The sequence below is a fragment of the Enterococcus sp. DIV1059_2 genome (genome assembly GCF_051713685.1).
Taxonomy (GTDB): Bacteria; Bacillota; Bacilli; order Lactobacillales; family Enterococcaceae; genus Enterococcus_D; species Enterococcus_D casseliflavus.
Genome location: NZ_JBIOQK010000001.1, coordinates 356,799 through 372,669, shown reverse-complemented (window position 1 = coordinate 372,669; position 15,871 = coordinate 356,799). Strand labels below are relative to the sequence as shown.

At 44.7% G+C, this 15,871-nt stretch carries 13 protein-coding genes; all 13 read right to left on the bottom strand.

Features of this window, described 5'->3' with window-relative positions; genetic code table 11:
• Nucleotides 1-291: 291 nt before the first annotated feature.
• Complete coding sequence (locus IGI72_RS01790; RefSeq protein ID WP_438752830.1) at nt 292-1,251, bottom strand: LacI family DNA-binding transcriptional regulator; 960 nt, start codon at nt 1,249-1,251, stop codon at nt 292-294.
• Nucleotides 1,252-1,264: 13 nt separating this feature from the next.
• Nucleotides 1,265-4,555, bottom strand: coding sequence for a GH36-type glycosyl hydrolase domain-containing protein (locus tag IGI72_RS01785; protein ID WP_438752827.1), 3,291 nt, complete (start codon nt 4,553-4,555; stop codon nt 1,265-1,267).
• A gap of 15 nt (nt 4,556-4,570) precedes the next feature.
• Entirely contained in the window at nt 4,571-6,721 is a 2,151-nt protein-coding gene (locus IGI72_RS01780) for a glycoside hydrolase family 3 N-terminal domain-containing protein (RefSeq protein WP_438752824.1), read from the bottom strand.
• 6 nt (nt 6,722-6,727) lie between these two features.
• A complete protein-coding gene (locus IGI72_RS01775; RefSeq protein WP_271771309.1) occupies nt 6,728-7,507 on the bottom strand; it encodes an endonuclease/exonuclease/phosphatase family protein in 780 nt (259 codons plus the stop codon).
• Nucleotides 7,498-8,418 (bottom strand): acetylxylan esterase, encoded by a 921-nt coding sequence (locus tag IGI72_RS01770; RefSeq protein ID WP_016609538.1) that lies wholly within the window; start codon nt 8,416-8,418, stop codon nt 7,498-7,500. Before IGI72_RS01770 ends, IGI72_RS01775 begins: the two co-directional genes overlap by 10 nt.
• On the bottom strand, nt 8,411-9,013 hold the full coding sequence (locus IGI72_RS01765; protein ID WP_016609537.1) for a DUF624 domain-containing protein: 603 nt from the start codon (nt 9,011-9,013) through the stop codon (nt 8,411-8,413). The genes IGI72_RS01770 and IGI72_RS01765 overlap by 8 nt, the downstream gene beginning before the upstream one ends.
• Before the next feature lie 376 nt (nt 9,014-9,389).
• Entirely contained in the window at nt 9,390-10,991 is a 1,602-nt protein-coding gene (locus tag IGI72_RS01760) for a sugar ABC transporter substrate-binding protein (RefSeq protein ID WP_010748650.1), read from the bottom strand.
• A 14-nt stretch (nt 10,992-11,005) separates the two neighbouring features.
• On the bottom strand, nt 11,006-11,887 hold the full coding sequence (locus IGI72_RS01755) for a carbohydrate ABC transporter permease (RefSeq protein ID WP_005227173.1): 882 nt from the start codon (nt 11,885-11,887) through the stop codon (nt 11,006-11,008).
• An 11-nt stretch (nt 11,888-11,898) separates the two neighbouring features.
• Nucleotides 11,899-12,810 carry an ABC transporter permease gene (locus IGI72_RS01750; RefSeq protein ID WP_005232388.1) on the bottom strand — a complete coding sequence of 304 codons (912 nt, stop codon included), beginning with the start codon at nt 12,808-12,810 and terminating at the stop codon, nt 11,899-11,901.
• Between the two features lie 352 nt (nt 12,811-13,162).
• A complete protein-coding gene (ruvB, locus tag IGI72_RS01745) occupies nt 13,163-14,164 on the bottom strand; it encodes a Holliday junction branch migration DNA helicase RuvB (RefSeq protein WP_005227171.1) in 1,002 nt (333 codons plus the stop codon).
• Between the two features lie 14 nt (nt 14,165-14,178).
• Nucleotides 14,179-14,769, bottom strand: coding sequence for a Holliday junction branch migration protein RuvA (gene ruvA, locus IGI72_RS01740; RefSeq protein ID WP_005232405.1), 591 nt, complete (start codon nt 14,767-14,769; stop codon nt 14,179-14,181).
• Between the two features lie 181 nt (nt 14,770-14,950).
• A complete protein-coding gene (gene msrB, locus IGI72_RS01735) occupies nt 14,951-15,382 on the bottom strand; it encodes a peptide-methionine (R)-S-oxide reductase MsrB (protein WP_008376288.1) in 432 nt (143 codons plus the stop codon).
• Nucleotides 15,383-15,470: 88 nt separating this feature from the next.
• Complete coding sequence (locus IGI72_RS01730; RefSeq protein WP_438752818.1) at nt 15,471-15,869, bottom strand: GFA family protein; 399 nt, start codon at nt 15,867-15,869, stop codon at nt 15,471-15,473.
• Between the last annotated feature and the right edge of the window lie 2 nt (nt 15,870-15,871).

Here is a 15,871-nt window from a genome sequence, read left to right as displayed (position 1 = left end):
ACAAAATTCAGCGGCACAAAACTCTTTTCTAACGACCTAAAATAATAAGTTAAAAGAACGCTTCCTATCTTCTGACTGTAGATAATGATAATGTTATAATCAAAAATGAATAAAAAACGTTATTTAAAAATTCCATTGCATATAAAATAACAAAATAAAAATTATTATTTTTTTTATAAATCACTGATTTTGATAAAATAAGTAAAGTTATTTTTGAAATAACGCAAAAAAAGCCTCAAACAGCGTTCTCTGTTTGAGGCTTTTTCAACTCTTTTTTCTTTAATGGATCAATTAAATAAATGAGCCGCCATCCACAAAAGTGGTATAAATATGCTCGTCCGCCACTGGATCCCCTTGGATCGATTGTACGATTTTCTCAGCTGCCACCATGCCCCATCGATGTTTCGAATAGGAGATGGTCGCTAAGCGCGGCTGCACAAAAGCGCCTAATTCCGTGTTATCAAACCCGATGATGCGGATCTCTTTTCCGATGCGATAGTCGGTCTCGCGGACATATTTGTAGACACCGATCGCCATTTCATCATTGAAGGCAAAGATATCAATGGGAAACTGGGGATCATTTGCTAAGAGCTGTTTTGCCGCTCGATAACCAGAAGGTTCCGTGAAGTCACCAGGAATGACTTCATAAGGAATACCAAAGCGCGTCAATTCTTTCGTACTGGCTTCCAAGCGCTCCCGACTGTCGTAGCCTTTTTCTGGCCCTGCTAAGAGGAAGACTTTTTGGCTTTGTCCAGCGATCAAGCGATCGATCGCCAGCGCAGCCCCTCCTTTATTGTCTAACAAGACTTGATGGATGTTTTCATGAGACAAGACACGGTCTAACACGACGATTTGATGCCCTCGTTGGGCGTATTGCTCGATTTCCTTTGCTGGAAACGTCCAATCCAAAATGATGGCACCGTCCACCATCCGCTCAGGAATAAACAAGTGTGATTTCTTGCCGCTGCAGACGATCATTTCATAGCCGAAAAGTTCCAGCCCTTTCTTGATGCCATCTAGCAATTCCCCATAAAAACTTCCGGCATAATCGGCGAGATAAACACCGATGATGTTGGTTTGTCTGCGTTTCAGTGTGCGAGCAGCCATGTTCGGAACATAGTTCAATTCGTTTGCGATCACTTGAATCCGCGCGCGGGTTTCCTCGGTCACTTTTGGACTGCCATTCAATGCATACGAAACGGTGGATATGGAGACACCCGCTTTTTGGGCAATATCTTTGATTCCTACCATGGCTTCTCCTTTCTTAACGATAAATATCGATCGTATTGGTTTGGTTTTCGTTTAATTTGGCGCAAAGGGCTGCTTTCTTCAGGACAAGCGCACCTTGACGGTAGCGATTTTCCGCAAACTCAGTGGATATTTCTTCCCCGTTGATCAATACATTCGGCGTACTTGCCGAATGATAGACGATTTCGACCGGCCGATCAAAGAGTCGATACGTCAGTGTCAACCCTGCTAGCTCCGCTGGCAAGACGGGATCAAGTTCAACGTGATCAACAAAGGTACGAATGCCTAACACATTGCTGATCAACTGATTCATATAGATCCCTGGACCACTAGAATAGATGCGCCAGCCGCCTTTGACGCCGACTGCTGCCTCCTTAAGTTTACCAAAATTTTCTTGGGCTTCAACCCTTGTTTTGAAATCGCCATCAGAACTGCTGAAATACGCATTTGCTTGACGAATCTCCGCGTTTTCGACCCGTTGAGCGATCTGGATCGGATTGATGACCCCAAGCGCTTGCCAAGTCTCTTCTTCTCGACCTAATTTCGCCATCGCTTCGGTAAAGCGGATGTGGGCGTGAACGTACTGCAAACCGATTTCTCGTCCAAAGTTGGCTGCTTGTTCTGCTCGCTTGAAATTGGTGCTGACACCACCCGCATAAGTCGCTGGACGATTCATCAAGCGCACCCCATCTGGAAATTGCAAATGCTCCTTGATGATCGCCACATGATGATCGGCTTGTTCGGGAGATAACAGCTCACCGATCATGCTTTGTTGCATCGGCAGCAAGCGGTATTGGATACCAGTTTTCTTGTCAGTCGGATGGACCATCAGTTCCACGTGCTCGCTATCTTCCATATAGACAAATCCTGGCAACGTGCCATCAGCTAACATGTATTTTTCAAAGTCGTGTTTGATGCCCTTAGACAGTTCTGTTAAATGTTTGGCATACTCTGGGTCAAATGCCTGCAACTGGCTGGCTAATTTTTTCAATACTTCATAGGTCAAGGCAACGGTCCAGCTGCTGGCCATTTGTTTCTTCAACTTACTGTTATTTGGCTGCAAGGTGTCATCCCAATCGCCATCGCCATAACAAGACAGGTACGTTCCTTCCAAGAAGTTCGCTTCGATATACGCCACTTCTTTTTTCAAATGATCAAACAAAGAAGCTTTGGTCTTGGTTTTCAGGAAGGTTGCGCGATCCGTATAAGGCAGTTCTTTTTCCAAAATCGCGAAATCTTTGGTTTTTTCGAGATAGTCACTAACGACTTTCATTGGCCAGACGATCACATCTCCGTGGCTCTCATCGGCTTTTTGTTTCTCATAGCGGTCAAACATAAACCATTGTGGCCAGTTGCCGTCATCTGCAAATTGATTTTCAAACAAATGCTCGATGATGGACGCCACCATTTCAGGACGATTAAGTGCTAAGAAATACTCAGTCGGTCCTTGGGAAACGTCTCGAGTCCCCCAAGCAGCACCACCGTACTGTTCAAGACCATGAGGAGACAGGTAATGAACAAGCATATTGTGGGTGTACCAACGTGCCAAGTGATTGAAGGATGTAACGTCCGCCTGCGAATGTTTCAATTCAAACTGATTCAACAAATCATCGACAAAGGCCGTATAGGCAGTGTCTTCTTGCTGGCGATCTAACGTTTCGGAAACAAAGGGTTCACCAGTCAGTGTGCCTTGGATCACGAAGGAAACCGTCGCCTGTTCTGCAAAGGTCAATACGGTCGTGCTATCAGCAGCGGCCACATTGAAGATTGCTTCATCGGTCAGTTCAAAAGGCTGAGCTGCATGGAGATAATACGTCAATTCTGGATAAGTTTCCGCAATCGGTGAATCCGCTGTTCCTTTGATGGTGAGCAATTGTTGGTCTTGCGTAACAGCAGCAGTCGGTGCGGCTTCATCGATCCCCATCACAAATTGATTAGTGATGGCCCAGGTGTAGGCACGTCCTGCTTCACTGGTGATGGTGGTTGCGATCGTGCGTCCGTTTGCTTTCGTGAAGGTCGTTACTTGAATGACATCATCCGCTGTTTTGTAGTACCACGTCGCCGAATTCAAGCCCATTTCAAAAACAGATGGCATCGTTAAAATCCGCCATTGATCGCCGTCTTTCAGGTAGATCCGCTGACCAGAACGTTTGACCAGATTCAATGAGTTGCGGCTATTACTCAACAATTTGTTCATGTTCGTATTGCCTAATACGATTTGGGAGTTAAACATCCCCGTCATGTAAACAGTCGTGCTCAAAATGGGTTGATCGACGATCAACTCTTGTCCGCTCATCAAAATATGCCCATGGGAGCGTTCCATCTGTGCTTCTTTTTCCTTCAACACGACATGGTGATAGTCAGGGGTAAAAAAGGAATAAAGCTGCTTATCAACGATTTCTACTGCTTCTTGCTGCGGGAACCGCTCGTTGATTTCTTCTGTGGAAAATGTCAGCCCTGTGAGCGGTCGACCGAAGTTTTTTCGTGGCTGCGCCGTTGCTTGCAACGAGTCAAAGGACAAGGCTTGATACGTTTCTTTCAGCGTTTCAAGTGCAAACTGCGGTTCATTGACTGCCGTCGCTTGATTGGCTTTGACCGCTGCGTAAAAAACGATTTCCGTAGGCGTCTCACTTACCGTCAACCATTGCGTTTGCAGTGCCGTATAGGCAAATTCGTATTGATACACTTCATTGGCTAACGTTTCTTGGCTAAGTGCAGCTGGTTGATTCGTTTCTTTGTAGCTGCGACCGAAAAATTGATAGCCATCCGTCGAGAAGCCTTTTAAGGCTTGGAAGCTGCCCTGTTCCACTAATGGAAATTGACCATTTTGTGGTTGATTTTGGCGCGAGGAAAGCACGATGCGATCCTTATCATGGCTAACATGATGGTCGATATATTGCGAAACATAGGCTTCATTGGATTGAACAGCACCTTTGGCGGCATTACCAAGGTCTTGTCCGTAAACTAGTTCCGCTTCCCCAGAACCACTCAATTGAACCCGCCAGAACCAGCAATCTTGTGCCAATTGGAAATCAACTTGGTAATCGATGGACTGGTACGTCCCAGTCCAAGTCAGCTGTTTTTCTGAGTAGGCAAAGGCACTGTTAGCATTTGAACCGATCAAGGGAATAAAGGACAACTCCCCCGCCTCACGCAGACGTAGATAGATTTGATTCAAACTACCATCTAGCGCATTTCCGTTCAACTGATTGATCATTACACCGTGACTTTGGATCTCATATAAATCACCGTTTGGTAAAAACGTCACGGTCGTATTTGCGTTATTCATCACTATTTTTTTCGTCATAGAAACCTTCCTATCTTACCTAACTAATTGCAGGGTTGTTTGTTGGGTGTCTCGGCTGTTCCCACCAATCATGATGTGGAATTTCCCTGGATCACTGCTTAATTGTTGGTTGCTGTGGACATAGCGCAGCAGTTCTTCCGTGATCTCAAATTGAACGGTTGCTGATTCGCCAGCCTCTAGCCAAATTTTCTTAAAGCCTTTCAGTTCTTTCACTGGGCGAACCACTTCACCGACTAAATCGCGAATGTAGCATTGGACCGTTTCCCAGACCGCTGCTGTTCCTTGGTTCGTAACAGTGATGGAAGCCGTGACCGTTTGATCTTTGGTCATAGTCGGCTGATCCAACGTCACCGCAGAATACGCAACTGGGCTATAACTCAAGCCAAACCCAAATGGATATTTGGCATAATTGGAGACATCCAAATATTTCGAGACATATTTTTCATCCGGTGCACTTTCATAAGGACGACCGGTATTGTCAACGTTGTAATACACAGGAACTTGTCCAACGGTTTCTGGGAATGACATGCTCAAGCGACCGCTTGGATTGTATTCTCCCCACAGGATCTGAGCAAGTGCGTTTCCGCCTTCGGTTCCAGGGAACCAAGCCTCGACGATCGCTTTGGCTGCATCCACACCTTGCAAATCAAGAGGACGACCGTTATAAAGAGTTACGATCAATTGCTCGTTGTATTCTTTTAAGGTTTCAACCAAGGACAATTGGGCTTGCGGCAAACGAATGTCGCTGCGGCTGGCAGCTTCGCCGCTCATCCATTCCTGCTCTCCTAGTGCTAAGACCACTTTATCGGCTGCCTTCACTAATTCGATCGCTTCTTGGATCGCCGTTTCAGACGGTGCAAAATAATCAAAGGGCTCTTGACCGATCAACAGATCCGCACCCAAGGCTTGAGCACCCTCCACTAATGTCACTACTTCTTCTTGTTTTCCTTGCCAAGACCAAGCACCTAATAGATCACGGGAGTGAGCACCTGGGCCCACGATCGCGACTTTTTCGGTTTTCTGCAACGGCAGAACACCTTCATTTTTCAACAACACCATTGATTTCTTTGCGATATCGCTGGCGATCTCTCGGTGTTCTTGAGACAAAACAGTGGCTGCTTCAGCGGCTTCATCAGCGCCGCGGTATGGATTTTCAAATAGACCCAGCTCATTTTTCAAGGTCAAGATTCTTAGCACCGCTTCATCGACTAAGGCTTCCTCAACGGTGCCTTCTGCGATCAACTCTTTCAAGTTATCGGTGTAGCAAGTCGTCATCATCTCGATATCGACCCCAGCTTTGATGGCTAGTTCAGCGGCATGTTTTTCATCCTCCGCTACGCCATGAGCGATCACTTCTTTGATTGCTGCCCAGTCAGAGATCACAACGCCTTCAAACCCGAATTCTTCTCGCAAAACATCGCGGAAAAGCCAGCGATTGGCCGTTGCTGGAATGCCGTCTACCGTATTAAAGGAGGTCATCACCAGCTTGGCACCAGCATCAAGGGCTGCTTTATAGCCTGGCAAATAACTTTCTCGCAGTTGGCGTTCTGACATATTGACCGTGTTGTAATCGCGACCACCGATAGCCGCACCGTAAGCCGCAAAATGTTTGACGCAAGCAGCCACGCGGTTGAAATCCGTTCGCAAATCATCCCCTTGATAGCCTTTGACGAAGGCTTCAGCGAAGCGACTGTTCAAGTAAGGATCTTCCCCGGTCGATTCCATGACACGGCCCCAGCGTGGGTCTCTTACTAAGTCCACCATCGGTGAAAAGGTCACATGCAAGCCAGAAACAGCTGCTTCTTTGGCAGATACTTCCGCCATTTTCTCCGCTGCTGCCAAATCCCATGAACTACCTAATCCTAATGGAATCGGGAAAATCGTCCGAAAGCCGTGAATGATGTCCGCCATTAATATCGTCGGGATATTCAAGCGGTTATTGGCGATATACTCTTTTTGGACGCGGATCGCTTCTTTTGCACCAGAAACACCTAGCGTTGTTCCCGCATTGTTGATGTTTTCTTGTGTCAGTCCTAAGTCGCCCATCGGACCTGTTTTCTCTTCTGCTTTATCTGAATAAAAAGCCGCTGCCAGTTGCAGCAACTGATCGATTTTTTCATCTAAGGTCATTTCTGAAAGTAGTTCGGTTAATTTCTGCTGTTCCATTTTTATTCATCCTTTGCTTTCTTCAAATTGGACTTCTGCTGCTAAAGGGAAATGATCGGAGGGAAAACGACGATCATAAGAATCCGTTAGACAGGCGGTTTTGACCACCGTGAAGCCTTTCGTATAGATATAATCAATTTCTTCTAGTTCTTGCCATGGTAACGTATAAATAAAATTTTGATAGGAGCCTTTTGGCCCATGATGGGGCTTTTGTCCATGTTCTTTGGCATTTTGAAAATGCTGCTCTAAGTACCGATGCACCCGCTCCGTTGGCTCCGCATTCAAGTCGCCCATCAGCAATACAGGATAGCGTTCGATCTGATCTGCCAGCTGCTCAAGGATCACTTTCATCCCTTCAAAACGAGCCATTTCTGAAATATTATCTAAATGAGTCGTGATAGCAAGAAACGGCGGATTCTTTTTTTCCTGCAAGACTGCCCAAACACATAAGCGTGAATACGCAGCTTCTGGATGAATACTTGGTTCAGTCGGTGTCAATGACAACCAAAACGAACCTGAATCTAATAACTCGAAAGCCTCTTTTTGATAATACAGTCCGATGCCTTCGCCTAAGCCATCACCGTCACGTTCAGCCGTGACGGAAGCATACTGCGCTAACTTTGCTAAATCTGCAAATTGGCTGGGACGAGCTTCTTGGATCGCCAGAACATCCCAGTCGTAGTAATCGATCAAGGAGCAGACCGCCTCCGATCGATAGTGCCATTGCCATTCTTGGTCATAGTCGGTATCGACTCGTAGATTATAGGTTGCTGCTTTCATCTGCATTCATTTCCTTTGAGTAATTTTGTGATTTGCTGCATCTCACGACGGATTTGTTTCGCTTCGCCGCCGCCATGCCCTTTATTTAAGTAAATACGCAATTCTTTCGGTCCAGGAATCTTTTTATAGGAAACGAAGAAATCTTCCATGGGACAGATGGGATCAGCACTGCCGACCGATGTATAAACAGGACCAGTTATCTGATGAGCAAAATACTTCAAATCAAAATAACTCATGACTTGATAGATCGTTTCCCGCGTTTCTGGAAATTGTTCGATATACTCTTGAATCACCTGGTAACTTCCTGTTTTTTGTTCGATCCGATGGACAAGATTGGAGTGGCTTGGCACATCGGCAAACGTCGCAAAAATCGGGACGTTCGTTAATGCGTTGACCAATAAGGCGATGCCGCCTCCTTGTGAGCCGCCTCTTAAAATAATGCGCTGCGGATCGATTTCCGGTATCTGTTGAAGGACTTCTAGTGTGCGCAAACTATCTGCGACCAATCGCTTCATATAAAAATCTTCTTTTTTCAAGATGCCGCGTCCAAAAGGTGCTTCATGCTGCGTGGTTTCATAGGGAACCTGATCTTGCGTGCGTCCCCCTTGCCCGCGATTGTCGATGACAAGACAGCCGCAGCCGATCAATAACCAATGAGCAAATTGGAACGGTTCTTGCACATGATTCATATAGCCTAAAAAATCAATCACGATTGGACAATCTGCCGCTTGTTCTGGCAGCAGCAGATGCCCATAGATCGTTTCATTACCAAGACTTTGAAAAGAAATCGTAAAACAATCGATCCCTTTCAGCAAAGGCGCTTGTTTGGTTCTTTCAAAGGCTAGCGGAAGGGTGTCAAGTTCTTGTTGGACCGAAGCCCAAAAATAGGATCGATCCGTCGCTGTGGATTCAGTCATTTGTCTCTTCCCCCTTCGCTAATACTTTATTGAAAAACAACACTTGGACAAAGGCTGAGCCTGAGATCCCTAAACAAACAAATAAGAATAGGTTCACTTTGCTGCACAATACAAAGACAAGAATGGGGACCACCAATAAAATGATCGCATTCGCCGTACTGCTAAGAACCGCATAGGCCGTTTCTTTTGCTGTTTCTTGCAATGATTGGGCAAACAAGCTGTACAAGAGAACGAACACGACGAGATACAGCGCAGCCAAGCTAACGAGGATCACGGCTAAAACGCCAAAGTAAGGTGTAATCATCATCAAGGAATAGATCAACCCAGCAAAGACTGCGACATACGCAATAATAAGACCTTCTAAGAAGAGCCCACGTTTGAGGTTGCTTAAGAATGCTTGCTTGTATCGCTGCCAAATCGGGACATCCCGTTCCTTGTACAATTGATCGATCGTCTGATACAGCGCGATCAATGCTGGTCCTGCGAGAATCAGCGTCATTGCTGGAATCATAAAGAGAAAACTAACAATGATCATATCTGCTAAAAAAGCAAAGACCCGATAGTACCATCCTTCATAAGAAAATAGTCGATTCATTATGATCCTCCAATCAAAACTTGCTGATTTGTGCTGCGGGTGCTACGTAAACTTGTTTCTTGCCTTCTTGTGAATTTGGGTCGTTTCTCAACGTACAGTTTTCTGGGTTGCAGGTTGCACGTCTCACTACGTGAGCCAATCGCAGTGATTCTTTGTACGGACACTACGCTCCCTGCAGTCGCCTAGTACTTTGAAACATCAGATTTTGCGCAAAGTACGCGCAAAACCTGTGTTTCTTTGGTTGGTCACTACGCTCCTTACAGTCGCCTAGTACTTTGAAACATCAGATTTTGCGCAAAGTGCGCGCAAAACCTGTGTTTCAAAGCAAAGGAGAGGAAAGGTCTTTTTTTTGGCTTCCTTTCCTCTCCTATGGGGGTTATTTTAGTCGTTCGCGGTTTTCGGCCATTTTTTCAGTTTTAATGTCTTTGATTGCATCCCAGTTGTTTGAATCTAAGAAGCTTTCAAAGTCGGTTAGTGTGCTGTCAAATGTTCCTTCATCTTTTGAACGGATCAGTGAGATGATCGTGCTGTTGATTTTGGTTTTGATGGCTGTGTTTGAACGTGCTTCAGCAGTTCCAGCATCTGGATCCGTATTTTCAATCACAAAGTGTGGATACAATTTGCCTTCGCCCCACTCTTGCATTTGAGTCAACGCATTTTCGGTTTTGACTTTCATTGCATTGACACGGTCATTGTTAAAGTAGTTGAAACGGCTGATACCATATTTTTTGTTGTAGCCTTCGTTGTCGGTTTGTTCCATTTCTTTGATTTCTGGCAAGTAATCGATTTTGCCTTCATCGTTGTATTCATACGTCACGCCTTCAACACCGAATTTTGTCAAAATTTGTCCTGGTTCATCGATCAAGTACGTGAAGAGTTGGGTTACTTTTGCTGGATCCGCCGCATCTTTTGTGATGTAGTTGATCAACCAGCCAGAGATTCCAGTTTGGTTCAAGGTTGCTTCACGACCAGACGTGCTGGCAGGGCCATCGATTGCGATATAGCGTGTGTCAGAGTTTTTCATGAATTCAGTGAAGTTCCCGCCTTGTCCGCTCGTTCCTGCGACTAAGATCGTTGCATAATCCCCTTGTTTTACTTTTTCATCATAGGTTGGACCGTCATCGGTAAAGCTGTCATCACTGATGTTGCCGTCACGATACACTTGATTGAAGGTTTTCAACCATGAGATATATTCTTCATCTAAATTACGGTCGTAGAACGCACCATCTTCATCTTCTAATGGAACACCTAAGAAATCTTGCAATTTATCTAAGAATGGTCCTGCTGTTTCGCCGATCGTTGTGAAGCCCATTGGTGTCAAATCAGGGAATTTCTCGCTGATTTCTTTCATGACTTTCACATAGTTTTCTGGCGTCGAAACATCTGGTTTGCCTAATGCTTCATAGACATCTTCACGGATCACAAAGTTGTCGTTGACGGGAATATTGCCGCTTTCGTAGTCTGCTGCTGTGTTGGAATAGTTTGGATAGCCATAAGTTTTGCCATCATCTAAAGCAAACCATTTGAAGGTATCTTCGGTCACGACATTCATCAAATACGGATCGTATTGTTCCGCTAAATCGTTCAATGAGTATGCCCAACTATCAGCTTTTGTGGCTGCTTGGCTGGTTTTATCCATCAACGTCACGATATCAGGCATATCACCACTTGAAATCAAAGCATTTAATTTCGAATCATCCCCTGAAATAAATTCAATATCAATGTTCAAATCTTTTTTGATTTGGGCTGTCGTCACATCTTCACCAAATGGCAAAGCTGTCCAGTCTGAATTGATGTACCATGTGATCTTGGTTGGTTCTTCTTTGGTATCGAGTTTCCATGCTGGTGTCTTTTCATCTAACTCATACCGATCTTTGATAGAAAAATCCGAACTGCTGGCATTGTCTGAGCTGCCGCCACATGCTGCTAAGCTGAGTAATGCTGATGCTGCCAATAAACCGCCTACTACTTTTTTCATGTCTATCCCTCTTTCTATTCTTTTACTGCACCGGCCATCATACCGCCGATAAAGTGTTTTTGAAGCAATGGATATATAATTAAAATTGGCACTGTCGTGATGACGATCGTAGCCAACTGAACCCCACGGGTCGTTGCTTGGACGATAAAGTCGGTACTACCGCTTTCAGTCATCGTACTCAAGTTGGATTGGACGATGATTTCATAAATCTTCATTTGCAGCGGATAGAGATACTCTTTTGTGATATACAGTTTTGTCGTCATAAAATCGTTCCATTGGCCAACCCCGTTGAACAAGATGATGGTTGCCAAGGCCGGTTTCGTTAATGGTAAGAAGATTTTATAGAAGATTTGGAATTCACTTGCACCGTCGATCTTCGCAGATTCTTCGAGTGAAGGCGGAATCTCACGGAAAAAGTTCATTAAAATCACGACATCATAGTAGCTGAACAAGGCTGGAATAATGTAGACCCAGAAAGAATCCAGTAATCCTAGCGAGCGAATCAGCAAGTACGTTGGAATCATCCCACCACTGAAGTACATGGTGATGACCCCCATCGTTGTATAGATGTTGCGGCCGACCAAGCGTGATTTACTCAATCCGTAAGCCACGATCGCACAAAACAAGGTATGGGTCGCAGCCCCAAGAACCGTTTTTAACACTGAGATCAAGAAGGCACGGGGGATACTTGCGTCGGAAAAAACTTTCCGATAGTTTTCCCAGGTAAAGCCTTTGGGCCATAACACGAGGCCGTTGCCCGCTAATCCAGAACTAGAAGACACGGAGGAAACCAAGATATTCCAAATCGGTACGATGATCATCAATGAGAATAAAATCAAGATCACGGTATTGAAGAAGTAAAACCACGTGTTTTCTTTTGCTTTTCTTTTGATCATGTTTTTTCCTCCTATAAGATAACTGAATTGCCGTTGTTCAACTTGCGGGTCACTCGATCCGTGATCACCAATAAGATGACAGAAATGACCGCGATCCCCAAGCCGACAGCAGTTGCATAAGAGAAATCACCTTGCGTCAACCCCATTTTATAAACGAAGGAGTTGATGACTTCTGAACGGTTTTGGTTCTGTGAATTCATTAAAACTAATGTTTGATCTAGGTTTGACCCTAAGATACCGCTCACATTCAGAATCAAGTTTAAGGAGATGATCGGTGTCAGTAATGGCAATGTGATCGAACGAATCTGTCTTAGCTTGCTGGCACCATCGATTCGTGCGGCTTCATAAAACGTTGGATCGATCCGCGACATACCTGCCAAGTAAAGGATCGTTCCCCAGCCGACTTCTTTCCATAGATCAGAAAGGACCGCGATCCACCAATATTTGCTTGGATCCAATAGATGATTGACCCCTTTGTCCATCAATCCTACCGACATCAGCACTTGGTTGATGAAGCCGTTCGTTGACAGCCAAGAAATCATCATCCCACCTAGCACGATCCATGAGAAAAAATGGGGAATGTATGAAACCGTTTGAATAAATTTCTTCAAGCGGCCATCTTGCATTTCAAAAATCATAATGGCTAACACAATCGGGATCGCAAAACCTAAACCTAATTTCAATAAGCTGATGGCTAACGTATTTCTAACCGCTTCCCAGAAAAAACTGTCATTCATAATGATACGGAAATTCTCTAACCCGACCCATGGTGCTGATGAAATCGTGTCAATCACCGTATAGTTTTTGAAAGCGATTATAATTCCGTAGATCGGAATATAATTAAATACGATCATAAATGCCACGCCGGGAAAAACCATCCAGTGAAGCTGCCGTTGACTATAAAACTTTTGCAGTTTACTCATACACAAAATCTCCTTCTTTCTATCCTCGCAACACTACGTATATCTCCACATTTTGGTGAAACGTTTCTACAAAAAGATTATATCCGCTGCCAATCGAAAATGCAAGCCTTTTCAATTATTTTTTTCAGCTTTTCTTTTTTCACAAATTTCGTTGGGTTCCTCACAAACAAAAAAGCTTTCATATCAGCTTTTTAAGAAGAAATCATTTTTACAAACATTTCCTTTTAATCAAATTTCACAAATATTGTATTTTTTCAACATCGATTAATTCACAGAAATCATTAAAAAATAAAAAGAAACGTTTCACCAAAAGCACAAAAAAGCAGCAATCATCGTTGATTGCTGCTTCGTTCTATTCACTTCTTTGGGGATAGCCAAAATGGTCATAGGCTAACGGCGTTGCGATCCGTCCACGCGAGGTGCGTTTCAAAAATCCTTTTTGGATCAAAAACGGTTCGTACATATCTTCCACTGTTTCGGTTTCTTCCCCGATATTGACAGCGATCGTACTTAATCCCACCGGGCCGCCTTGATACAATTCGATCATCGTGCGGATCAATTTCTGATCGATATAATCCAAGCCAGCATGATCGACTGCCAAAAGCGCCAATGCCTGGTCAGCAACGGTGCGATCGATCAACCCATCCGCTTGCACTTGCGCATAATCGCGAACTCGTTTAAGCAAACGGTTGGCGATCCGTGGAGTGCCTCGGGATCTGCGGGCGATTTCGATCGCCCCTTCTTCCACGATATCCGTTTCAAAGATCGACGCAGTCCGCTGCACGATCTCTTTTAAATCATGGTCTTCATAATATTGCATATGAGAAATGATCCCGAAGCGATCCCGTAGTGGCGCCGAGAGCATCCCCGCCCGCGTCGTTGCGCCGACTAAGGTAAATGGCGGGAGCGGAAAATGAACTGGGTGAGCCGTTGTCCCTTGCCCCACCATGATATCCACATAAAAATCTTCCATTGCCGAATAAAGCATTTCTTCGGCGACACGAGGCAAGCGATGGATCTCATCGATAAACAGAACATCCCCCGGCTGCAGCTCATTCAAGATCGCAATCAAATCCCCTGGTTTTTCGATCGCAGGACCGCTGGTCGTCTTGATTTGGACCTGCATCTCGTTGGCGATCACCATTGCCATCGTTGTTTTCCCTAAGCCTGGCGGACCATATAAGAGGACATGATCCAACGCTTCTTCTCGATTTTTCGCCGCTTGGATATAAATCGAAAGCTCCTGCTTGACTTTGTCTTGTCCGATATATTGGGCAAGGGTTTGCGGACGCAAGGATTTTTCGATGATCTCTTCTTGTTCTGTGCTTTCTGGCGAAACAATTCGTTCATCCATCGTCTACTTGCTCCTTACTTTTTCATCATCAATCGGAGAGCTTCCCGCAAGTACTCATCCGTCGATTTTGTGGTATTCGCCGCTAATTGTTTTTCGGCTTTCTTGACTTCTTTTTCGCTATAACCCAATGCTTTCAAGGCTTCCATCGCTTCATCTAAAGCAGTCGTTGCTACGCTTAGAGGAACGATCGCTTCTTCTCCAACCAGTTCAGCCACTTTGCCTTTCAAGTCTAGGATCATTTGCTGCGCCGTCTTTTTACCGACACCTGGGAACTTAGTCAAATAATTGACGTCCCCATTTTCGACTGCCGTGATCAACCCTGTATGGTCTTCATTGGCCATGATTGCTAACGCACTCTTTGGTCCAATACCTGAGACACTGATCAATTTTAAAAACAACTGCTTGCCTTCGATCGTGGCAAAGCCGTAGAGACTATGAGCATCTTCACGAATCACTTGGTGCAGATAGATTTTTACTTCTTGGTTCAACTTGCCGCTAAATGAATACGGATTGCCAAAAGCGATCTGATAGCCGATGCCATGGGTCTCAACGACGATATACGCCGGAAAGATATCCGTTACTTTTCCTATGATATATTCGTACATGTGCTTTCCTTTCTGTACATATGTTCCCTTTATTGTAGCACAGACGAGAGGGCAAAAAAAGGACTGTGAACGAAGGAAAAGGCTTAGCAGGAAACAAACGGAGGAAAAACCGTTGTTTCAGTCGCATTTTTTCAAACGAGACATGCTGCTGCGTCTTTTTTTCGCACACAGTTCCTAATACTTACTCAACGAGTGATTTGAATTCGCCATAGCCTTTTTCATCCATTTCTGCTAAAGGGATGAACTTCAATGCTGCCGAGTTGATACAATAGCGCAAACCGCCTTTGTCCTGAGGACCGTCTGAAAAAACATGTCCTAAATGAGAGTCAGCTTCTTTGCTGCGGACTTCTACCCGATGCATGCCGTGAGAAAAATCGGCTTTTTCTTGAATATCTTGGCGACTGATCGGTTTCGAAAAGGACGGCCAGCCACAACCTGCGTCATATTTATCAGTAGAAGCAAACAATGGTTCTCCGTTGACGATATCAACATAGATCCCTTTTTCATAAAAATCATCATACTCGCCAGTAAAGGGGCGTTCGGTTGCATTTTCTTGGGTCACCGCATATTCGATCGGCGACAATTTTTCTTTTAATTCTTTTTTATCTGTCATTTTTTCACCTGCTTTTCCTCTAGACTCATCCTGTATGCTCTATCATGCCTTTTTTCTTAGCGAATGTAAAATGACTTGCTCAAATTATTTAAGGGTTTTGCAGCTTTTGCCAACGAGTCGTTGGTTCCGCAAAGTGGTAAAAATGCGGTTGGTCTTTTGTATAGATTTCTTCGGTTAAGACAGCTTCTGGCAAGTTGCCAAACAACCCAGCCGCAAAAAAATAGGTGTGTGTTTCATTGAGGTAAAAGAACAGGCTCGAGCCGCATTGACTGCAAAATCCTCGCTGTGCCCACTCAGAAGAATCGTAACGTCGCAGCCACTTCGCTCCTTGAAGAGCCATCTGGTCCTCCGAGCATGGCGCAAGAGCAAACATCGGTCCGCTATGAAATTTCTGGCAGAGACTACAATGACAAACCGTGATTTCTTTCGCAACTCCCGTCAAGTTGATCGTGACTTTGCCGCAAAGACAACTACCAGAAACATCCATCC